This is a genomic window from Streptomyces sp. NPDC048295, from assembly GCF_040652135.1.
GTDB lineage: Bacteria > Actinomycetota > Actinomycetes > Streptomycetales > Streptomycetaceae > Streptomyces.
The window spans coordinates 36,015-56,948 of the sequence record NZ_JBEZLL010000020.1 but is presented as its reverse complement, the minus strand read 5'-3'; the positions used below and the strand labels follow the sequence as shown (position 1 = coordinate 56,948).

The 20,934-nt window shown below is 72.8% G+C and carries 19 protein-coding genes; 13 read left to right on the top strand and 6 right to left on the bottom strand.

All coding sequences use genetic code 11. The features are described 5' to 3' along the window. Positions 1-72: 72 nt before the first annotated feature. Positions 73-1,908 carry a phosphatidylglycerol lysyltransferase domain-containing protein gene (locus AB0D53_RS26985; protein ID WP_362451074.1) on the bottom strand — a complete coding sequence of 612 codons (1,836 nt, stop codon included), beginning with the start codon at positions 1,906-1,908 and terminating at the stop codon, positions 73-75. 138 nt (positions 1,909-2,046) lie between these two features. Between AB0D53_RS26985 and AB0D53_RS26980 the strand changes: the two genes are divergently transcribed. Further along, positions 2,047-3,171 (top strand): alpha/beta hydrolase-fold protein, encoded by a 1,125-nt coding sequence (locus AB0D53_RS26980; protein ID WP_362451071.1) that lies wholly within the window; start codon positions 2,047-2,049, stop codon positions 3,169-3,171. A 59-nt stretch (positions 3,172-3,230) separates the two neighbouring features. Here the strand turns inward: AB0D53_RS26980 and AB0D53_RS26975 are convergent, their stop codons facing one another. Beyond that, on the bottom strand, positions 3,231-4,418 hold the full coding sequence (locus AB0D53_RS26975) for a betaine/proline/choline family ABC transporter ATP-binding protein (protein WP_362451069.1): 1,188 nt from the start codon (positions 4,416-4,418) through the stop codon (positions 3,231-3,233). Positions 4,419-4,547: 129 nt separating this feature from the next. Between AB0D53_RS26975 and AB0D53_RS26970 the strand changes: the two genes are divergently transcribed. The 4 genes from AB0D53_RS26970 to AB0D53_RS26955 all read left to right on the top strand — a co-directional run bounded on the left by AB0D53_RS26970 (position 4,548) and on the right by AB0D53_RS26955 (position 8,145). Beyond that, the gene (locus AB0D53_RS26970) at positions 4,548-5,258 is read left to right on the top strand and encodes an ABC transporter permease (RefSeq protein ID WP_362451067.1); all 711 of its coding nucleotides are present in this window, start codon (positions 4,548-4,550) and stop codon (positions 5,256-5,258) included. Between the two features lie 3 nt (positions 5,259-5,261). Then, a complete protein-coding gene (locus tag AB0D53_RS26965) occupies positions 5,262-5,936 on the top strand; it encodes an ABC transporter permease (protein WP_362451065.1) in 675 nt (224 codons plus the stop codon). A gap of 110 nt (positions 5,937-6,046) precedes the next feature. Next, complete coding sequence (locus AB0D53_RS26960) at positions 6,047-7,033, top strand: ABC transporter substrate-binding protein (protein ID WP_362451062.1); 987 nt, start codon at positions 6,047-6,049, stop codon at positions 7,031-7,033. A gap of 95 nt (positions 7,034-7,128) precedes the next feature. Continuing rightward, positions 7,129-8,145, top strand: coding sequence for a hypothetical protein (locus AB0D53_RS26955; protein WP_362451060.1), 1,017 nt, complete (start codon positions 7,129-7,131; stop codon positions 8,143-8,145). A 50-nt stretch (positions 8,146-8,195) separates the two neighbouring features. Here AB0D53_RS26955 and AB0D53_RS26950 read toward each other — a convergent pair whose 3' ends face one another. Both AB0D53_RS26950 and AB0D53_RS26945 read right to left on the bottom strand, forming a co-directional pair. Beyond that, positions 8,196-9,338, bottom strand: coding sequence for an NADH-quinone oxidoreductase subunit D (locus AB0D53_RS26950; protein WP_362451057.1), 1,143 nt, complete (start codon positions 9,336-9,338; stop codon positions 8,196-8,198). A gap of 52 nt (positions 9,339-9,390) precedes the next feature. Next, positions 9,391-10,365, bottom strand: coding sequence for an SAM-dependent methyltransferase (locus AB0D53_RS26945; RefSeq protein ID WP_362451055.1), 975 nt, complete (start codon positions 10,363-10,365; stop codon positions 9,391-9,393). 96 nt (positions 10,366-10,461) lie between these two features. Between AB0D53_RS26945 and AB0D53_RS26940 the strand changes: the two genes are divergently transcribed. Both AB0D53_RS26940 and AB0D53_RS26935 read left to right on the top strand, forming a co-directional pair. Next, complete coding sequence (locus AB0D53_RS26940; protein ID WP_362451052.1) at positions 10,462-11,664, top strand: sensor histidine kinase; 1,203 nt, start codon at positions 10,462-10,464, stop codon at positions 11,662-11,664. Positions 11,665-11,707: 43 nt separating this feature from the next. Then, the gene (locus AB0D53_RS26935; RefSeq protein ID WP_362451050.1) at positions 11,708-12,385 is read left to right on the top strand and encodes a response regulator transcription factor; all 678 of its coding nucleotides are present in this window, start codon (positions 11,708-11,710) and stop codon (positions 12,383-12,385) included. Positions 12,386-12,485: 100 nt separating this feature from the next. On the opposite strand, the gene AB0D53_RS26930 is transcribed toward AB0D53_RS26935, so the two are convergent. Next, positions 12,486-13,586 (bottom strand): DUF5937 family protein, encoded by a 1,101-nt coding sequence (locus AB0D53_RS26930; protein WP_362451275.1) that lies wholly within the window; start codon positions 13,584-13,586, stop codon positions 12,486-12,488. 104 nt (positions 13,587-13,690) lie between these two features. Here AB0D53_RS26930 and AB0D53_RS26925 point away from each other — a divergent pair, with 104 nt between their 5' ends. Continuing rightward, on the top strand, positions 13,691-13,951 hold the full coding sequence (locus AB0D53_RS26925) for a hypothetical protein (protein ID WP_362451047.1): 261 nt from the start codon (positions 13,691-13,693) through the stop codon (positions 13,949-13,951). Here the strand turns inward: AB0D53_RS26925 and AB0D53_RS26920 are convergent. Continuing rightward, positions 13,948-15,150, bottom strand: coding sequence for a beta-eliminating lyase-related protein (locus AB0D53_RS26920; RefSeq protein WP_362451045.1), 1,203 nt, complete (start codon positions 15,148-15,150; stop codon positions 13,948-13,950). The two genes, AB0D53_RS26925 and AB0D53_RS26920, sit on opposite strands and share 4 nt — an antisense overlap. A 191-nt stretch (positions 15,151-15,341) precedes the next feature. Here AB0D53_RS26920 and AB0D53_RS26915 point away from each other — a divergent pair, with 191 nt between their 5' ends. Genes AB0D53_RS26915 through AB0D53_RS26895 form a run of 5 tightly spaced genes read left to right on the top strand, consistent with a single transcriptional unit; the run spans position 15,342 to position 20,905 of the window. Beyond that, positions 15,342-16,280 carry a DUF2520 domain-containing protein gene (locus AB0D53_RS26915; RefSeq protein WP_362451042.1) on the top strand — a complete coding sequence of 313 codons (939 nt, stop codon included), beginning with the start codon at positions 15,342-15,344 and terminating at the stop codon, positions 16,278-16,280. Continuing rightward, a complete protein-coding gene (gene panC / locus AB0D53_RS26910) occupies positions 16,277-17,323 on the top strand; it encodes a pantoate--beta-alanine ligase (protein ID WP_362451039.1) in 1,047 nt (348 codons plus the stop codon). Before AB0D53_RS26915 ends, panC begins: the two co-directional genes overlap by 4 nt. Further along, positions 17,320-19,062: an L-aspartate oxidase gene (locus tag AB0D53_RS26905; RefSeq protein ID WP_362451036.1), complete on the top strand. Its 1,743-nt coding sequence runs from the start codon at positions 17,320-17,322 to the stop codon at positions 19,060-19,062. The genes panC and AB0D53_RS26905 overlap by 4 nt, the downstream gene beginning before the upstream one ends. A gap of 2 nt (positions 19,063-19,064) precedes the next feature. After that, entirely contained in the window at positions 19,065-20,108 is a 1,044-nt protein-coding gene (gene nadC / locus AB0D53_RS26900) for a carboxylating nicotinate-nucleotide diphosphorylase (RefSeq protein ID WP_362451033.1), read from the top strand. Beyond that, a complete protein-coding gene (locus AB0D53_RS26895; RefSeq protein WP_362451031.1) occupies positions 20,108-20,905 on the top strand; it encodes a type III pantothenate kinase in 798 nt (265 codons plus the stop codon). The genes nadC and AB0D53_RS26895 overlap by 1 nt, the downstream gene beginning before the upstream one ends. Positions 20,906-20,934: the final 29 nt, after the last annotated feature.

Below are 20,934 nucleotides of genomic sequence, written 5' to 3'. Positions count from 1 at the left end.
ACTCCGGCAGGCCCTGGACCGTGCCTCGTCCACGCAACGTACTCATGCGACCAGCGTAGGCCCCGTACGTCGCTACGCCGCGCGGGCGTGCTGCTCCTGTCCGGGCGCCGGGGTGTGGGCGCAGGGGCGGGGCCGGCGGGCCGGGAAGCGGCGGGCGAAGGGGAGGGCGAGGTTCACGAAGCCCTCCGCCTGCATGGCGGCGAGGGAGATGCGGGGCAGGTCGCGGGCGGCGCGGTAGACGACGAAGCGCGGCTCCCAGCGGGGCCGGAACTTGGCGTTGAACTTGTACAGCGACTCGATCTGGAACCAGCGCGAGAGGAAGATCAGCAGTCCGCGCCAGGTCCGCAGCACCGGTCCCGCGCCCAGTTTCTCGCCCCGGGCGAGCGCCGAGCGGAACATCGCGAAGTTGAGCGAGACGCGTTCGACCTCCAGCCGGGGGGCTTCCTGGAGGGAGGCGACGATCAGCAGCTCGTTCATGCCGGGGTCGGCGGAGCGGTCGCGTCGCATCAGGTCGAGGGACATGCCGTCGTGGCCCCACGGGACGAAGTGGAGTACGGCCTTCAGGTCGCCGTAGGGGGAGTCGGCGGTGTGCTCGTCGGCCTTGTGGGCGGTGGCGATGACGCAGTCGCCGTCGGCCGGGTCGCCGATCCGGCCGAGCGCCATGGAGAAGCCGCGCTCGTTGTCGGTGCCGCGCCAGTCGGCGGCGGCGCGCCGGATGCGGGCGAGTTCGGCCTCGCCGATGTCGCTCACGCGCCGGACCCGGGTCTCGTAGCCGAGCCGTTCAATGCGCTTCACCATCTGGCGTACGTTGCGCATCGCGCGCCCGGCGAGCGAGAAATCCGCGACATCCACCACCGCCTCGTCGCCGAGTTCCAGGGCGTCGAGTCCGGTTTCGCGGGTCCAGACCTCGCCGCCGGTCTCGCTGCAGCCCATCACGGCCGGGGTCCAGGAGTGGGCCCTGGCCTCGTCCATGAACCGTTCGATGGCGCCGGGCCAGGCCTCCACGTCGCCGATCGGGTCGCCGCTGGCCAGCATCACCCCGGACACGACCCGGTAGCAGACGGCGGCCTTGCCGCTGGGGGAGAAGACGACGCCCTTGTCGCGGCGGAGCGCGAAGTGGCCGAGCGAGTCGCGGCCGCCGTGCTTCTCCAGCAGGGCGCGCAGCCGGGCCTCGTCGTCCTCGGTGAGGCGGGCGGCCGGGTGTTCGGGGCGGAAGGCGAAGTAGATGGTGGTGACGGCGGTCAGCAGGCCGAGGGCGCCGAGGGAGTACGCCACGGTCCAGGAGGTGTCGCCGGCGTACTCGACGGGCCCCTCGAAGCCGAGCATTCCGTACAGCACGTGCTGGAGCCGGTCGGCGATGCTGGGGCTGCCCACGACCCGGCCGGGGTGTGCGCTGACGACGACCAGGCCGAGGGCCAGCGACCCCGCTCCGAGGAGCACGAAGTTGGCCAGGGCCCGCCAGCGGCTCCGGGGGTCGGGGAGCGCGGCGAACTCGCCGCGGTGACGGACCAGCAGCAGGCAGAGCGCCAGCGAGACGAGCGTGCCGATGACCGAGTGCCGGTAGGTGAACTGGGCCAGCGCACCGGCCGGCAGCAGCACGACGGCGGCCCGCCAGGCCCGCCGCTTGCGCCGTTTGAGGCCGTGGGCGAGCAGCAGCAGGAGGACGCCCGCGCTCAGTGAGAGGGCGGCGGCGAACGGCCCGAGGGCGCCGGGCAGTACCTCGGCGAGGGTGTGCATCCGGCTGTGCCGGAAGCGCGGGAAGACACCGGCGGCGACATCGATCAGGCCGACGGCGGTGCAGGCGGTACCGACCAGCGTCGGCACGGACTCGGGGCGCGGGCCGCGTACGAACTTGCGTACGTGACTCGGAACCGATCCCGATTTATCCCCATCTAGCGTGATAGACATCGCTTCCCGTGGTTCCGCGAGAGGTTATTCGGTCCTTCGGTGGTAACCCTCCGGACGACGTGCGACCTGTAGGACGAGGCTTCCGGGCCGCGGGTTCACCCGACAGCCGGAAATTTCCAGACAAGAAAGCTCACCTCCATGGGTCTTACCAGTAAGACATTTCTGGTTCTGGCCATCGGGCTGGCCGTGGTGTTCTTCGCCGCCACGGTCTGGCTCTGGCCCCGACTGGCCCGTCGCAGCGCTTCCGCGGTGCTCGGCAGGGTCGGCCTGCTGCTGGCGACCCAGGTGACGATCTTCGTCTCGGTGGGCCTGGTGGCGAACAATTCCTTCCTCTTCTACGGCTCGTGGGCCGACCTGTTCGGCCAGAAGCAGGATCTGGGCGTGGTCACGGACCACGCGGCCGGGACGCTGGCCTCCAAGAACATCGTCCGGGTCGGGATCGAGCGGCCGGACGTGCCGGGCGCTTCGCGGCCGACGGTTGCCGGGCGGATCGACAAGGTCGTGATCGCGGGCCGGCAGTCGAAGATCGAGAGCTCGGCGTACGTGTATCTGCCGCCCGAGTACTTCCAGCCGGCCTTCGCCCGCCGCAAGTTCCCCGCGGTCGTCGTGCTCACCGGCTACCCGGGCGTCTCGGAGAACCTCCTGAAGAGCCTCGGGTACCCGCGGACCGCTCACGAGCGGGTGAAGGCGGGCCGGGCCCAGCCGATGATCCTGGTGATGCTGCGGCCGACGGTCGCGCCGCCGCGGGACACCGAGTGCGTGGACATCAAGGGCGGGCCGCAGACCGAGACCTATCTCGCCGAGGACCTGCCGAAGGTGATCTCGGAGTCGTACCGGGTCGGCGCGCTGGCCCGGAACTGGGGCATCATCGGCAACTCGACCGGCGGGTACTGCGCGCTGAAGATCGGGCTCCACCACCCGGGCCGGTTCGGGGCGAGCGTCGGGCTCTCCGCGTACTACAAGGCGGCCGAGGACCCGACGACCGGCGATCTCTTCCACGGCGACCAGAGCGCGCGTGACCGCGCCGATCTGATGTGGACTCTGGACCACATGCCGAAGCAGCCCGACTCGTCCTTCCTCGTCACGACCTCCAGGCACGGAGAGGGGAACTACCTGACCACGCGGCAGTTCATCGCCAAGGTGAAGTCGCCCGCGCAGGTCTCGTCGATCGTGCTCGACAGCGGCGGGCACAACTTCAACACCTGGCGGCGGGAGATCCCCTCGGCGCTGGACTGGCTGAGCAGCCGGCTCAGCGAGAACTGAAGCGGGGCCGGGGCAGGAACCGGCACGGGCCGCCGCGCGGCGTGCCGGGACCGCCCGGTTCACCGGGCGGCGGCCTTGGCGACGCTCTCCACCGTCTCGACCGCCACCTCGGCGCGCGGCACGTCCTGGGCGTCCGCGTCGATCGAGCGGCGCAGCGCCTCGTGGAGCCGGGCCGGGGTGAGCACACCGAGGAACCGGCCGGTGCTCTCCTCGTCGATGACGGCGATCCAGCCCGCGTCGTGCTGGAGCATGGTGGCGAACGCCTGCTTGAGCGGGGCGCCGACCGGCAGCCAGGCCTCCATCCTGCGGGCGTGCGCGCGCACCGTGTCCCCGGCCCCGGCCCCGGTGGCGTCGGCGGGGATCCAGCCGTGCAGATTGTCCCGGCCGTCCAGGACGACGGCCCAGCGCGCGCCCTCGGCCCGCAGCCGCTCGGTCGCCCGTGCCAGGGAGTCGTCGAGGTGGACGACCGGCGGCTGGTCGAGGTCGCCCTCCTCGATGGGGGTCACGGAGAGCCGCTTGAGCCCCCGGTCGGCGCCGACGAAGTCCGCGACATAGGGGGTGGCGGGCGCGCCGAGCACGGTGGCGGGGGAGTCGAACTGCTCGATGGTGCCCTGTCCGTAGACGGCGATCCGGTCGCCGAGCCGGACCGCTTCCTCGATGTCGTGCGTGACGAACAGGACGGTTTTACGGACCTGTTCCTGAAGTTTCAGGAATTCGTTCTGCAGCCGTTCCCGTACGACCGGGTCGACCGCGCCGAAAGGCTCGTCCATCAGCAGCACCGGCGGGTCCGCGGCCAGCGCCCTTGCCACCCCGACGCGTTGGCGCTGACCGCCGGAGAGCTGTTCCGGATAGCGGTCGCCATAAACGGAAGGGTCAAGTCCGACAAGATCCAGGAGTTCGGCGGCGCGTTCCCGGCCCTTTCCCCGTTTCCAGCCCAGGAGATGGGGGACGGTCGCGGTGTTCTCCAGGATCGTGCGGTGCGGGAAGAGTCCCACCTGCTGGATCACATAACCGATACGGCGGCGCAGCCGGACGGGGTCGATGGCGGATATGTCGTCCCCGTCGACGAATATCCGGCCCTCGGTCGGTTCGATCAGCCGGTTCACCATCTTCATGGTGGTCGTCTTGCCGCACCCCGACGGCCCTACGAGCGTGACCAGTTCACCCTCGGCGACCTCGAAGGAAAGGCCGTCGACGGCGGTGGTGCCGTCCGCGTACCGCTTGGTGACGTGCTCGAATCGGATCATGGTTCCCCATTGTGGCGCGTGTTCTGTGAAGGACATGTTGCTGAAATACAACGGCTCCGGCGATTGTCGGTGGTCGAGGATAGGGTCGCCAGACATACGTACGAAGCGGTGAACGGGAGGTGGGGGCGGATGGCCGCGGGACAGAACTGCCTGGTGACGAACGACTGGATCTGCGGGGAGTATCTCCGTTCCCGCAGCCAGGAGTTGACCGATGCGACGGTCCAGCACATCTGGATCACCGCGGTCTCGGTGGTGATCGGGCTCCTGGTGGCTTTTCCGCTGGCGCTGCTCGCGCGCCGCAGCCGCCGTTTCGCCGGGCCGGTGCTCGGTCTGACGACGGTGCTCTACACCGTGCCCTCGCTCGCCATGTTCTCGCTGCTGCTGCCGCTGTTCGGGCTCTCGGCCGCGCTGGTGGTCACCGGCCTGGTGCTGTATTCGCTGACCATTCTCGTGCGGAACATCCTGGCGGGCCTGGAAGCGGTGCCCCAGGAGGCGAAGGAGGCCGCGAGAGGGATGGGGTACGGACCGGCCAGGCTGCTGTGGGAGGTCGAACTGCCGCTGGCCATGCCCGCGGTGATGGCCGGGGTGCGGATCGCCACGGTGTCGACGATCGCGCTGACGACGGTCGGGTCGATCATCGGCAGGGGCGGCCTCGGCAATCTCATAGGGGACGCGCTCCCCAGCTTCTTCAAGGCCCAGGTGCTCACCGCCTCGGTCCTGTGCGTACTGCTCGCGGTCGTCGCGGATCTGCTGCTGCTCGGTGTGCAGCGGCTGGTGACCCCCTGGACCCGAATACGCGCCGCGCACGCGGACGCGGACACCGTGGCAAAGGCGGTCTGACCCATGGGAGTTCTCGGCGAGGCATGGACCTGGCTCACCACCGGCGCCAACTGGTCGGGGGAGAGCGGGGCGGCCCACCGGCTCGCCGAGCACCTGTACGTCAGCGGCGTCGCGCTCGCCCTGGCGTGCGCGGTGGCGCTGCCGGTCGCGCTGTACCTGGGGCACGTCGGGAAGGGGGGCGCGCTGGCCGTCAACCTCTCCAATGTGGGGCGGGCGGTGCCGGTCTTCGCGGTGCTGGCCCTCTTCATGGTCTCGCCGCTGCGCAACGCCGGATATGTGCCGACGGTCATCGCGCTGGTGCTGTTCGCCGTGCCGCCGCTGCTGACCAACGCCTATGTCGGGATGACGGAGGTCGACCGGTCGGTGAGGGAGGCGGCGCGGGGCATGGGGATGTCCGGGCGGCAGCTCTTCCTCCGGGTCGAACTCCCGCTGGCCTACCCGATGATCATGACCGGGCTGCGCTCCGCCGCGGTCCAGGTGGTCGCCACGGCGACGATCGCCGCGATGGTCGGCCAGGGCGGCCTCGGCCGGATCATCACCGCCGGCTTCAACACGTACAACACACCGCAGGTGGTCGCGGGGGCGGTGCTGGTCGCCGTGCTCGCGCTGCTGGTGGAGGCGGTGCTGGTGGGCCTGGACCGGCTGCTGTCACCGCTGCGCCGCCGCCGGACGGCATGACGGCGGCGCGAGCGCCCCATGAACCCGGTCCGCGATTCCCCGATCGCATCACGTACAGACCTGTTGCTGTGAACTCGTACGGCCCCTGCGGCCGTGGACGGAGAACGACAATGAGCAAGACCTCGCGCATAGCCGGCGCGGTCATCGGCATGGTCGCGCTGGCCGGCTCGCTCGCCGCCTGCGGCGGCGACAGCCTGGAGAAGGACAAGGGGGGCCCGGCGTCCTCCGGCGGCGCCGCGGGCTCCGGCAAGAAGGGCTCGCTGGTCGTCGGCGCGGCCTCCTTCACCGAGTCCAAGGTGCTCGCCGAGCTGTACGCGCAGATCCTGGGCGACGCCGGATACAGCACCTCGGTCACCACGGTGGCGAACCGGGAACTGTACGAGCCGTCCCTGGAGAAGGGCGAGATCGACGTCGTCCCCGAATACGCGGCGACGATCGCCGAATTCCTCAATGCCAAGGTGAACGGCTCGAAGAAGGCCGAGAAGGCGCCGGTCGCCTCCGGCGACACGGCGGCCACCGTCGCCGCGCTGGAGAAGCTCGCCACCCCGCGCGGACTGAAGGTGCTCCCGGCCGGTGCGGCCGTCGACCAGAACGCCTTCGCGGTCACCAAGGAATTCGCCGGGAAGAACAAGCTCAAGACCCTTTCGGACCTCGGCAGGTCGAAGGCCGGAGTGAAGATCGCGGCGGGAGACGAGTGCGAGGTGCGGCCCTTCTGCGCACCCGGTCTGAAGAAGACGTACGGCATCAATGTCACCGGTATAGACCCCAAGGGAGTCGGTACGCCGCAGTCCAAGCAGGCGGTCAAGGACGGCAAGGACCAGCTGGTCCTCACCACCACCACGGACGCGGTGCTGGACAGCTACGGCCTGGTGTTCCTGGAGGACGACAAGAAGCTCCAGAACGCCGACAACGTGCTGCCGGTCCTCAATGCGAAGGACGCCGGTTCCCAGGACATTGCCGACGCACTCGGCAAGCTCACCAAGGCGCTCACCACCGAGGATCTCGCGGAACTGAACCGCAAGGTCGACGCCGAGCGCGCAAAGCCCGCCGATGTGGCCAAGGACTATCTGCGCTCGAAGGGCCTGGTCGAGAAGTAGGAATCGGGGCGGAAAGGGGGCCGTCAGGTAACCGGCAGGGAACAGATTGGCGGGCGGCCCCCCAAGTGCCCCGTACACACGGTAAATTTCAGGCCATGCCACGTGGACGCCATCGCCATTCGCCACCTCTGCACAGAATCCTTCCGTCGTCGGCAGTCGTCGGAGTCTCGGTTCTCTGTGCCTCGGGCGCCTGGCTGCTCGCCGAGCCCCTGGTCCTGCGCGGTCTGGTGACCGCCTCGGCGGCCGCCGCCGTGACCGGCGCGTATCTGATGCGCAGCTGGGACCGGGAGGCCGGCCGCCGGGTCGCGGAGCTGACGCGGGCCCGCGCCGGTGACGAGTGGCGGGCCGAGGAGCGGCTCGCCGAGCTGGAGGCCGACCTGGAGGAGTCGCGGGAGCTGCGCACCCGGCTGGAGACGAAGCTCCGCCGCAAGCGCGTGGAGCTCGCCAACCTCCGCGGGGAGCACGCCGCGCTGCTGCGCCGGTACGCCAACGCCGAGACCGAGCGGGCCAGCGCGCTGGAGGGCCGCAGGCAGCTCGCCATCGAGGCCGCCGCCGCGCCCCGGGAGCTGCCCGCCGCGCGCAGCACGCCGACGCCGGCCGCCTACCTGCGGGCCGCCCAGGCGCTGGAGGACCTCTCGCGCAACGGGGCGCTCCAGGAGGCGCGCCGCACCGCCGAGCAGGCCAGGAAGCGCGACCTGGAGGAGCGGTCCCGGGAGGCGGACGAGCGGCAGGGCAGGCACGCCGCCGACGAGGACCGGACCGGCGCGCAGCATCTGCGCCCGCCGGCCGCCCTGCCCGCGCCCCGCCGGTCCGCCGCGCTGCCCCCGGCGCGCACCGCACCGGCCGCCACCGCCGTCGCTCCGTACGCGGCTTCCCGCCGCCACCCGGTGCCGCAGGGCAGCTTCGACTTCTTCGGTACGCAGAAGGCCGCGCGCGCCGCGATCGAGTCCGTGCAGGACGAGGACCTCGCCGACGTGGTGGGCGAGGAGGCGCTGGCCGCGCACCGTACGGACGCGGCCCCGGAGCGCGTCGTGGGCGAGGTCATCGACCTGACCGCGCACGACGTGACCGAGCAGCTGGACGTGGTGGAGCTGCGCAGCGCGATCTCGTAGCACAGGCGTCCGCCCCGGTCCCCGGGGCGGACGCTACTTGCCGATGTCGCCTACTTGTCGATGTCGCCGACGACGAAGAAGAGCGAGCCCAGGATCGCCACCATGTCGGCGACCAGCGTGCCCGGCAGCAGTTCGGTGAGCGCCTGGATGTTGTTGTACGAGGCGGAGCGGAGCTTCAGCCGGTACGGGGTCTTCTCGCCCTTGGACACCAGGTAGTAGCCGTTGACGCCGAGCGGGTTCTCGGTCCAGGCGTAGGTGTGGCCCTCGGGGGCCTTCAGCACCTTGGGCAGCCGCTGATTGATCGGACCGGGGGCCAGGGCGGCCATCCGGTCCAGGCAGGCGTCCGCGAGGTCCAGGGCGTTGTGCGTCTGCTCCAGCAGGCACTCGAAGCGGGCCAGGCAGTCGCCCTCGGTGCGGGTGACCACCTTCAGGGTGTCCTGGAGCTCCCCGTACGCGAGGTACGGCTCGTCGCGCCGCAGGTCGAAGTCGACGCCCGAGGCGCGGGCGATCGGCCCGGACACCCCGTACGCGTGCACGGCCTTTGCGGAGAGCACGCCCACGCCGCGGGTGCGGCCGCGGAAGATCTCGTTGCCGAGCACCAGGTCGTCGTAGACGTCCATCCGGGACCGGACCGAGGCGACGGCGTCCCGGGCGCGGCCGAGCCAGCCGGCCGGGAGGTCCTCCTTGAGGCCGCCGACGCGGTTGAACATGTAGTGCATCCGGCCGCCGGAGACCTCCTCCATCACCGTCTGGAGCTCCTCGCGCTCGCGGAAGGCGTAGAACACCGGGGTGATCCCGCCGAGTTCGAGCGGGTACGAGCCGAGGAACATCAGATGGTTCAGGACCCGGTTCAGCTCGGCGAGCAGAGTGCGGGTCCAGACCGCGCGCTCCGGGACCTCCATGCCGAGCATGCGCTCCACGGCCATCACGACGCCCAGCTCGTTGGAGAACGCCGACAGCCAGTCGTGGCGGTTGGCGAGCATCACGATCTGCCGGTAGTCGCGGGCCTCGAACAGCTTTTCGGCGCCCCGGTGCATGTAGCCGATGACCGGCTCGGCGTGCTGGATGCGCTCGCCGTCCAGGACGATGCGCAGTCGGAGCACACCGTGGGTGGAGGGGTGCTGCGGGCCGATGTTGAGCACCATGTCGGTGCTCTCCGCCGCGCCGCCGATGCCGACCGTCGTCTCCGTCATGCGGCCAGTATCGCGTGGCCGGGCCGGGGCGCCGAGCCCAGGGCGCCCGTTCTCAGCCCCTGCGCTGCATCAGCCAGCCGAAATCGCCGAGGCCGCCCCGGGCCGTCAGCTCCGCCGCCTCGCCCGCCGAGGCGAGCGCCCGTACGTAACCGGCCGGGTCGGCCGAGGCCAGTGCCAGGGGCGGGCGTTCGCCGCTGACGCCGAGGCGGCGCAGCGCCTCGCGCTGGCTCAGGAGCTCGGGCGGCGCACCGTCACCGGACCCGGCCGCCGCGCACGCGTCCAGCGCCACGTGCGAGGTGAGGTCGCAGCTGCCGTCCGGGACCGGCCGGACCTCGCGGCCGGCCCGGAAGCCGGTCAGGGTGCCGAACGGGGGCCGCGCCTCGCGCACATGGGCGTAGTCCACCGCCACCGCGAGCCCCCCGCTCAGCGTGGCCACCGCCCGCGCCCAGGCCTCGTCGCGGGGGCGGCCGATCTCGGCGCGGCCGCCCGGTCCGGCCGAGGGCCACCAGCGGCGCAGCCACTCGGCGTCCGCCCCGGTCACCGGCTCGCCGAGCCGTTCCGTACCGTCCCCGGGCCGGACGAGGACGTAGCGGGCGACCCCGTCCGCGTCGGTCTCGGCGATCCGGGTCGGGACGTTGTCCAGCCACTCGTTGGCGAACAGCAGGCCGCGGGTCCCCTGCGGCGGTTCGGCGCACCACTCGATCCGGGGATCCAGTCCGGGCGGACGTCCGGCCAGCTCCACGGCGTACGCCCGTACGGCCGGACCGCCGGCGGCCGGCAGCGCCGCCAGCACCCCCGTCAGCAGCTCGCCCCGCCCGGCGCCCAGGTCCACCAGGTCGACCGGGCCGGTGCCCAGCTCCCGTGCCGTCTCGACCAGCAGCCGGGCGACGGCGGAGGCGAAGAGCGGGGAGGCGTGGACAGAGGTACGGAAGTGGCCCGCCGGCCCCTCGGGGCTCCGGTAGAACCCCCCGTCCCCGTACAAAGCGGTCTCCGCCGCCTCCTGCCACCCACGCCACTCGTCCGTCACGTGTCCAAGTCTCCACCTTGGGGAGTACGGTCTCCGGAGCCGGATCGGCCCTTCGGCTGACCCGGGCGCCCCTCGCCTGTCCCTACGCTGGGTTACGTGCAGCGCCTCTACGACTTCCTCCGCAGACACCCGACGGGCGTCGACACCTTCTGGGCCGTCGTCCTCCTCGGGCTCTCCGGCCTGTCCATGGTCGGTTTGGGGGAAAGCACGAAGGAGCGCGTCGCCGCCGTTCCGATCGTCCTCGGCCTCTGCGCGGTGGTCTCCCTGCGCCGGCGCGCGCCGGAGAAGATGCTGCTGCTCGCCATCGCGATGGGGGTGGCGCAGCTGGTCACCGGGGTGGGTCCCGGGGTCATGAACTTCGCGATGCTGGTGATCGTCTTCACCGTGGCCACCGTCGGGGAGCGCTGGGCGTCCCGGCTCGCGCTGGTCTGCAGCCTGGGCGCGGCGACCCTGTCCAAACTGCGCTGGCCTGCGGAGGTGCCGCGGACCGGCTGGGCCGAGGAAGTCTTCATCGCCGTCGTGCTGACCGTTCCCTTCGTGCTCGCCTGGGTGCTCGGCGACTCGATGCGGACCAGGCGCGCCTACTTCAGCCAGCTGGAGGAGCGCGCCGCCCGGCTGGAGCGGGAGCGCGAGGCGCAGTCGAAGGTCGCGGTGGCGGCCGAGCGTGCCCGTATCGCCCGTGAACTGCACGACGTCGTCGCGCACAACGTGTCGGTGATGGTGGTGCAGGCCGACGGTGCGGCGTACGTGATGGACGCGGCCCCCGACCAGGCCAAACAGGCCCTGGAGACCATCTCCAGCACCGGCAGGCAGGCACTGGCCGAGATGCGGCGGCTGCTGGGGGTGCTGCGGACGGGCGACGCGCAGGAGAGCGGGGAGTACGTCCCGCAGCCCGATGTGGACCAGATCGAGGATCTGATCGAACAGGTCAGGCAGACCGGCCTGGCCGTCGACTTCAAGATCGAGGGGACCCCGCGCCCGCTGCCCAGCGGGGTCGAGCTGACCGCGTACCGCATCGTGCAGGAGGCCCTGACCAACACCCGCAAGCACGGCGGCCCGGACGCGGGGGCCAGTGTGCGTCTGGTCTACTTCGACGACGGGCTCGGGCTGCTGGTCGAGGACGACGGGCGGGGCGCGGCGCACGAACTGTACGAGGACGGCGGCGCCGACGGCGCGGGCCACGGGATGATCGGTATGCGCGAGCGGGTCGGCATGGTCGGCGGCACGCTGGACGCCGGGCCGCGGCCCGGCGGCGGCTTCCGGATCAGCGCGCTGCTGCCGCTCAAGCCGGCCCACTAGGCGTCGGAGCCGACGCCCCATCAGACAGGAGACAGGACCCCTCATGGCGATCCGCGTGATGCTCGTCGACGACCAGGTGCTGCTGCGCACCGGCTTCCGGATGGTGCTCGCCGCCCAGCCGGACATGGAGGTCGTGGCCGAGGCCGGCGACGGCGCGGAGGCGATCGAGAACCTTCGCTCCACCGCCGTCGATGTGGTGCTGATGGATGTGCGGATGCCGAGGCTGGACGGTGTCGAGGCCACCCGGCGCATCTGCGCGCAGCCGGACGCGCCCAAGGTGCTCATCCTGACCACGTTCGACCTGGACGAGTACGCCTTCTCCGGACTGAAGGCCGGGGCCAGCGGCTTCATGCTCAAGGACGTGCCGCCCGCCGAGCTGCTGGCCGCGATCCGTTCCGTGCACAGCGGTGACGCCGTCGTCGCCCCGTCCACCACCCGCAGGCTGCTCGACCGCTTCTCGCCGATGCTGCCGAGCGGCGCCGGCGAGCCGCAGCACAAGGACATCGCCAAGCTCACCGAACGCGAGCGAGAGGTGATGCTGCTGGTCGCCCAGGGCATGTCGAACGGCGAGATCGCGGCGCGCCTGGTGCTCTCCGAGGCGACGGTGAAGACGCATGTGGGCCGCATCCTCACCAAGCTGAACCTGCGCGACCGGGTGCAGGTCGTGGTCCTCGCGTACGAGACGGGGCTGGTCCGGGCCGGTGGCGGCGGGGCGGTCTGACCGGCGGGGCGGTCGGGCCTGCGGGGCGGTCGGGCCGACGGGCCGTTCCCGGGGCCTGGGCGGGCGACGGGCCGCTGCCGGGGCCCGGGGCGCCTTCCGGTCAGCGCAGGATGCCTTCCAGGAAGTCGCTGCCGAGCCGCGCCACCGAGGTCAGGTCCAGCTGGTGCAGTACGTACCGGCCGCGCCGCCGGGTGGTGACCAGGCCCGCCTTCTTCAGCACCGAGAGATGCCGGGAGACCTCGGGGGCCGTGATGCCGTACGTGTCGGCGAGCTGGCCGGTCGTGTGCGGGGAGCGGGCGAGGTGGCGGCAGAGCCGCATCCTCATCGGGTGGGCCAGCGCCTCCATGCGCAGCTGGAGCAGTTCCACGGAGGCGGGGGACGGCAGCTCGGGCTGGTGCACCGGGTAGTGGATCACCGGGCGCCAGCCCGGGGCGTGCAGCAGATTGAGGTGCGGCCAGCCGAAGGTGGACGGGATGAGGGTGAGCCCGGGGCCGACGGCGCTGGTGCGGCCCTCGCTGAGCTTGTCGGCGCTGATCCGGGTGACGGTCTCGTCGACGGTCAGCGCGGTGGAGACCGCGCCCATCGCCTCGCCGATCCCCTTGCGCCGCAGCAGGTCGGTCTTGTGCCGGGCGTCGGCGACCAGCTGGACCCGCACCCGGCACCAGGTGTCCGCGAAGAACGCCCGGTCGCAGTCCTCGAACAGGCGCCGCACCCAGGCCCGCACCGGGGCCGGGTCCGCCAGCAGCTGCTGGGTGAACTCCACCTGCCGGGGGCCGCGCGCCGCCGCCATCTCCAGGGCGCGGGCGCGCATCGTCGGGTCGTCGAGCGGGGAGGGGGCGCCCTGCCCGTACAGACTGGTGCAGGTGAACTCCAGGGCGGCGGCGACGAACCGCTCGTCGTCCAGCCGGTCGAGGATGTCGAGGTCCTCGGCGAGGTCGGCGCCCGTCCGGCCGTTGCCGCCGCGGATCCCGGCGAACGGCATGAAGACGTCCGAGAACGTGTGGCGCCACAGGAAGTCGGCCTCGTGCAGCCGGTCGGCGAGATCGGGGTCCAGGGCGCTGGAGGTCGCCGTCGCCCAGCCGTGCAGGCCCGGGTGGTGCCCCGGCTCGGAGAGGGCGTGCAGGGCCAGCCCCAGCTCGGCGAGGGGGGAGGTCTCGAAGACGATGCGGTCGGGCGCCAGCCCGGCGATGTCGATGTGCACGCTCACCCCTCCATAGTGCGGGGTGGCCGCGGAAGGCATCGCGCCATTTGACGGGGGTCGTCAATCGGCGGGCCGGGCGGGCCGGACCGGCCCACGCTGTGGCCATGGACGCCATCCAGCAGCAGATGTTCGACAGCTACCGCGCGGCCGGGCGGGGTGAGCCGCCGCCGCCACTGCCGGGCCGGCACGACTGGGCCGTGGTGCGCGAGGCGCGTGACCGGGCCCGCTTCGAGGCGGTGATCGCGGGCCGCCCGGCGCGCGGTCGCCGGCGGGCGGCCCTGCGTTCCCTGATCACCCGGATCCGCGGGACCGGCGGTCGTGGAACCGCCGGCCGTTCCCCCGCCGGCCCGGCAGGGTCCCTCTAGGCCAGCCGCTCCACGAACTCCCGTACGGCGTCGCGTACATCCCCGGCCGTCCACTCCAGGCCCTCCCGGCCCACCGTCACCTCGGTGAACGACAGTCCGGGCGGCCCGGCTGCCGCGGGGTACCACTTGCGGAAGAGGGACACGCCCGTCTCCTCCGCCTGCCGCACCGCCGCCTCCGTCAGCACGTCCGCCCCGTACGGCAGCCACACCTGGAACTGGTGCGTGTGCGGCGGTTCCGGATGCACCCGGGACCACGGGGTGCCGGCCGCCGGGAAGCCCTCGGCCAGCGCCCCCGCCACCACCTTCGCCTGCGCCACGTACGCATCCAGCCGAGGCAGCTCCCGGTCGAGGCCGATCAGGGCGGCGAGCGCCGCGGGGAACTGCTGGAAGAGCTGCCCGCCGTACCGGTGGCGCCAGGTGCGGGCCTCCTCGACCAGTGGGGCGGGACCGGCCAGCGCGGCTCCGGAGATCCCGCCGAGGGTCTTGTAGAACGACACGTACACGCTGTCCGCGAGCGCCGCGATCTCCGGCAGCTCCCGCCCGAAGTGGGGGGCGCACTCCCACAGCCGCGCGCCGTCGATGTGCACCACCGCATCGCGTTCCCGCGCGGCCGCCACCACGTCCTCCAGCTCCTCCCACGTCGGCAGGACGAAACCGGCGTCGCGCAACGGCAGCTCCAGCATCAGCGTGCCGAAGGGCTCGTCGAAGTCGCGGATCTCCTGAGCCGTGGGCAGCCGGGGCTCGTGCGTGGGATGGACCGTACGCAGCCCGCTCACCGCCCCCAGCGCGCCGCGCTCGTGCACCTCGGGGTGGGCGAGGGGATGCAGCGCCACGGTGGCGTTGCCGGTCCGCCCGGCCCAGCACCGCAGCGCGACCTGCTGGGCCATCGTCCCGGTGGGGAAGAACGCCGCGGCCTCCATGCCCAGCAGGCCCGCGATCCGCTCCTCCAGCTCGGCGACGACACCGTCGCCGTAGATGTCCGCGGGGCGGTCGAGATCGGTGACGGACCCGGCCCCGGCCGTCAGCGCGGCCAGCCGCTCACCGAGCGAGAGGTTCATGGCCGGCCGGATCAGGACCCGTTCGGCCGCGGCCCAGGCTTTGGTCCTGCGCGCCCGCTGCGCTTCCTCCCGGGACTCCTCCCGCACGTCCTCCTGCGCCTCCGGCCGTGGCTGCCCGCCCGTGTCTGCTGTGTCTGTCATGGGACGATCATCACGCAGCCCGCACCACCGGCCCACCCGGTTTTCCGGGCGCTCCCGGCTCCGGGCCGCGCCTTCCGTCCGGACTTCACCCACAGGCTGTGGACGGCCAGGAGCCCGGACGAAACGCTGGCGTAGCATGCAGAGAAGTCGTCCGGTACCCCCTGCGGACTGGAACGGAAGGCCATCGCCGCGTGAATGCAAAAGCCCCCCATGACCCCCTCGACGCGAGGGACCGCCCCGCCCGCCTCACGGTCGGCGTCGTGGGGGCGGGCCGCGTCGGCCCCGCTCTCGCCGCCTCCCTGCAGCTCGCCGGGCACCGGCCGGTCGCCGTATCGGGTGTCTCCGACGCCTCCGTGCGCAGAGCGGCCGCCCTGCTGCCCGACGTACCGCTGGTGCCGCCCGCCGAGGTTCTCGCGCGCGCCGAGCTGGTGCTGCTGACCGTCCCCGACGACGCCCTGCCCGGCCTGGTCGAGGGCCTCGCCGAGACCGGCGCGGTGCGGCCGGGACAGCTGATCGTCCACACCTCGGGGCGGTACGGGACCGGCGTCCTGGACCCGGCCCTGCGGGCCGGCGCCCTGCCGCTCGCCCTGCACCCCGCGATGACGTTCACCGGCACCTCCGTCGACGTCCAGCGGCTGGCCGGCTGCTCCTTCGGCGTGACCGCCCCCGAGGAGCTGCGGCTCGCGGCCGAGGCGCTGGTCATCGAGATGGGCGGCGAGCCCGAATGGATCGCGGAGGAGTCCCGTCCGCTCTACCACGCGGCGCTCGCCCTCGGCGCGAACCACCTGGTCACCCTGGTCGCCCAGTCGATGGAGCTGCTGCGCGCGGCCGGGGTCACCGCCCCCGACCGGATGCTCGGCCCCCTCCTCGGCGCCGCGCTCGACAACGCCCTGCGCTCCGGCGACGCCGCGCTGACCGGCCCCGTGGCCCGCGGCGACGCCGGCACGGTCGCCGCGCACATCGGCGAGCTGCGCAGGCACGCCCCGCAGACCGTGGCCGGATACGTCGCGATGGCCCGGGCCACCGCCGACCGCGCCCTCGCCCACGGCATGCTCAAGCCGGAGCTGGCCGAGGACCTGCTCGGGGTCCTGGCCGACGGCACGGGCACCGGATCCCAGGAGCCCCGATGACCGACACGACCGGCACTCCCCGCCCCGCCGCGTCCCACGGGCCCGCGGCCCCCCTGCTCCGTACCGCGGCCGAGCTCGCCGCGTTCGCCCCCTTCGAGGGGCCGCGGGCCGTCGTCATGACCATGGGCGCCCTGCACGAGGGCCATGCCGCCCTGATCCGCGCCGCCCGCGCGGCGGCGGGCCCCGACGGCCAGGTGGTCGTCACCGTGTTCGTCAACCCGCTCCAGTTCGGCGAGGCCGCCGACCTGGACCGCTACCCCCGCACGCTCGACGCCGATCTCGCCGTGGCGGGCGCCGCCGGGGCGGACGCGGTCTTCGCACCATCCGTCGACGAGGTCTACCCCGGCGGCGAGCCGCAGGTCCGGATATCGGCGGGCCCGATGGGCGAGCGGCTCGAAGGGGCCTCGCGCCCCGGACACTTCGACGGCATGCTCACCGTCGTCGCCAAGCTCCTCCACCTGACCCGCCCCGACGCCGCTTTCTTCGGGCAGAAGGATGCCCAGCAGCTGGCGCTGATCCGCCGGATGGTGCGCGATCTGAACTTCCCCGTGGAGATCGTCGGCGTGGAGACGGTCCGCGAGCCGGACGGCCTGGCGCTCTCCAGCCGCAACCGCTTCCTGGACCCGGAGGAACGGCACACCGCCCTCGCCCTGTCCCGGGCCCTGTTCGCCGCCCGCGACCGGCTCGCCGCCCAGCAGGCGCTGCACGCCCGCGCCCGGACCACCTCGGCCACCACCGGCCGGGCCGCCGCGCTCACCGCGCTCGGCGAGGCCCGCGCCGCCGCCGACACCCAGGCGGTGGCGCTGGCCCGACCGGTCGACGGCCCCTCGGCGGTACGGGCGGCCGCGCTCCTGGTCCTCGACGACGCGGCGGGCGCGCAGCCCCCGCTCGCCCTGGACTACCTGGCGCTGGTGGACCCGGCCGACTTCACCGAGATCCCCGACGACCGCACCACCGGTGAGGCGGTCCTCGCCGTCGCCGCACGGGTCGGCAGGACCCGCCTCATCGACAACATCCCGCTGACCTTCGGAGCCGACACGTGACCGGAATACGGCTGACCGCCCCCGCCCCCGGCTGGTCCATCGACGCCGACGTCGTGGTGGTCGGCTCCGGCGTGGCCGGTCTCACCACCGCGCTGCGCTGCGCCGCCGCGGGCCTCGCCACCGTCGTCGTCACCAAGGCCCGCCTCGACGACGGCTCCACCCGCTGGGCGCAGGGCGGAATCGCGGCCGCGCTCGGCGAGGGCGACACCCCCGAGCAGCACCTCGACGACACCCTGGTCGCGGGCGCCGGTCTGTGCGACGAGGCGGCGGTGCGGATGCTGGTCACCGAGGGCCCGGGCGCGGTGCGCCGGCTGATCGGGACCGGTGCGCACTTCGACACCACGGAGAGCGGCGACATCGCGCTGGCCCGCGAGGGCGGCCACCACCGCCGCCGCATCGCCCACGCGGGCGGCGACGCCACGGGCGCCGAGATCTCCCGCGCCCTGGTCGAGGCGGTCCGCGAGGCAGCCCTGCACACCGTGGAGAACGCGCTCGTACTGGACCTCCTCACCGATGCCGAAGGACGCACCGCGGGCGTCACGCTGCACGTCATGGGCGAGGGCCAGCACGACGGGGTCGGCGCCGTCCACGCCCCCGCGGTGGTCCTCGCCACCGGCGGCATGGGCCAGGTCTTCTCCGCCACCACCAACCCGGCGGTCTCCACCGGCGACGGCGTGGCGCTGGCGCTGCGGGCCGGCGCGGAGGTCTCCGACCTGGAGTTCGTCCAGTTCCACCCGACGGTCCTCTTCCTCGGCGCCGGCTCCGAGGGCCAGCAGCCGCTGGTCTCGGAAGCGGTACGGGGCGAGGGCGCCCATCTCGTCGACGCGTCCGGTACGCGCTTCATGCTCGGGCAGCACGAGCTGGCGGAGCTGGCCCCGCGCGACATCGTCGCCAAGGCCATCACCCGCAGGATGGAGCTGCACGGCACCGAGCACATGTACCTCGACGCCCGCCATTTCGGCGCCGAGATGTGGGAGCGGCGCTTCCCCACCATTCTGGCGGCCTGCCGGGCCCACGGCATCGACCCGGTCACCGAACCGATTCCCGTGGCCCCCGCCGCGCACTACGCCTCCGGCGGCATCCGCACCGATCTGCGGGGACGTACCACGGTGCCCGGTCTGTACGCCTGCGGCGAGGTCGCCTGCACCGGCGTGCACGGCGCCAACCGGCTGGCGTCCAACTCCCTCCTGGAGGGCCTCGTCTTCGCCGAGCGCATCGCGGCGGACATCGTCGAGGACCGGCCCCGCGCGGGCGCCGCGGAGACCGGCGACGAGCGCGCGCCCTCCCCGCTGCTCGCCCCGGAGGCCCGGTCCACGATCCAGCGCATCATGACCCGGGGCGCCGGGGTCCTCCGCTCCGCCGAGAGCCTGGCCGACGCCGCCGACGAGCTGGAGGCCCTCCACACCAGCGCGGCCCTGGCCGTGGAGGCGGACGAACCCAAGGTCGCGGTGCCCGGCGTCGAGGCGTGGGAGGCCACCAACCTGCTGCTCGTCTCGCGCGTCCTGGTCGCCGCCGCCCGGCAGCGCGAGGAGACCCGCGGCTGCCACTGGCGCGAGGACCGGCCCGAGCGCGACGACGAGAACTGGCGCCGTCACCTCGTCGTGCGGCTCACCCCGGAGCGCCGCCCGGTCCTCCGTCGGACGGAGACCCAGGCATTCGGGCCCGTACACCCGACGCAGGCACCAGACTGCGCAGCAGCACCCCCCACCCACCCCGCCGACGTCACCGAGGAGCCGTAACCGTGAGCACGCCCGAAGAGAATCCGCGCCCCACACCCGTGGACGTACCGCTGGTCCGGATCGGCGCGCCCGCACCGTCCGCGGGCGGCTGCGGGGACGGCTGCGGCTGCGGCGGGGACGAGCTCTACGAGCTCGACCCGCTGGAGTGCGGCCTCGACCCCGCCCTCGCCCAGCTCCTCGCCGACGCGGGCCTGGACCCCGTCCAGGTCGAGGACGTCGCGCACGTCGCGATCGAGGAGGACCTGGACGGCGGGGTGGACGTCACCACCGTCGCGACCGTCTCCGAGGACGCCGTGGCCACCGGTGACTTCACCGCCCGCGAGGCGGGCGTCGTGGCCGGTCTGCGTATCGCCGAGGCCGTCCTGTCCATCGTCTGCACCGAGGAGTTCGCGGTCGAGCGCCACGTCGAGGACGGCGACCGCGTCGCCCCCGGCCAGAAGCTGCTGACCGTCACCACCCGCACCCGCGACCTGCTCACCGGCGAGCGCAGTGCGCTCAACCTGCTGTGCAGGCTCTCCGGCATCGCGACCGCCACCCGCGCCTGGGCCGATGTCCTCGAAGGCACGAAGGCCAAGGTCCGCGACACCCGCAAGACCACCCCGGGCCTGCGCGCCATGGAGAAGTACGCGGTGCGCTGCGGCGGCGGCGTGAACCACCGGATGTCGCTGTCGGACGCGGCACTGGTCAAGGACAACCACGTCATCGCGGCGGGCGGCGTCGCCGAGGCCTTCAAGCGGGTACGGGACGAGTTCCCTGACGTACCGATCGAGGTCGAGGTCGACACCCTCCAGCAGGTCCGCGAGGTGCTCGACGCGGGCGCCGACCTGATCCTGCTGGACAACTTCACCCCGCTGCTGACGGCCGAGGCGGTCGCCCTGACCGGCGGCCGCGCGGTCCTGGAGTCCTCCGGCCGGCTCTCCCTCGACACCGCCCGCGCCTACGCCGAGGCGGGCGTCGACTACCTGGCCGTCGGCGCGCTCACCCACTCCTCGCCGATCCTCGACATCGGCCTGGACTTCCGCGACACCGACGGGGCCGACGCCTGATGCTGCTCACCATCGACGTCGGCAACACGCACACCGTCCTCGGCCTGTTCGACGGCGAGGAGATCGTCGAGCACTGGCGGATCTCCACCGACTCCCGCCGCACCGCCGACGAGCTCGCCGTGCTGCTCCAGGGCCTGATGGGCATGCACCCGCTGCTCGGCATGGAGCTGGGCGACGGCATCGAGGGCATCGCGATCTGCTCCACGGTCCCGGCCGTCCTGCACGAGCTGCGCGAGGTGACCCGCCGCTACTACGGCGACGTCCCCGCCGTGCTCGTCGAGCCGGGCATCAAGACCGGGGTGCCGATCCTGATGGACAACCCGAAGGAGGTCGGCACGGACCGCATCATCAACGCGGCCGCCGCCGCCGAGCTCTACGGCGGTCCGGCGATCGTCGTCGACTTCGGCACGGCCACCACCTTCGACGCGGTCTCCGCCCGGGGCGAGTACACCGGCGGTGTCATCGCGCCCGGCATCGAGATCTCGGTCGAGGCGCTCGGCGTCAAGGGCGCCCAGCTCCGCAAGATCGAGCTGGCCCGGCCGCGCAGCGTGATCGGCAAGAACACGGTCGAGGCGATGCAGTCGGGCATCATCTACGGCTTCGCCGGCCAGGTGGACGGCGTCGTCGCGCGGATGAAGAAGGAGCTGGCGGCCGACCCCGACGACGTCACCGTCATCGCGACGGGCGGCCTTGCGCCGATGGTGTTGGGCGAGTCCTCCGTGATCGACGAGCACGAGCCCTGGCTCACCCTGATCGGCCTGCGCCTGGTCTACGAGCGGAACGTGTCCCGGATGTAGCGGACAGGCGGTGTACCTGCGGGAACGGC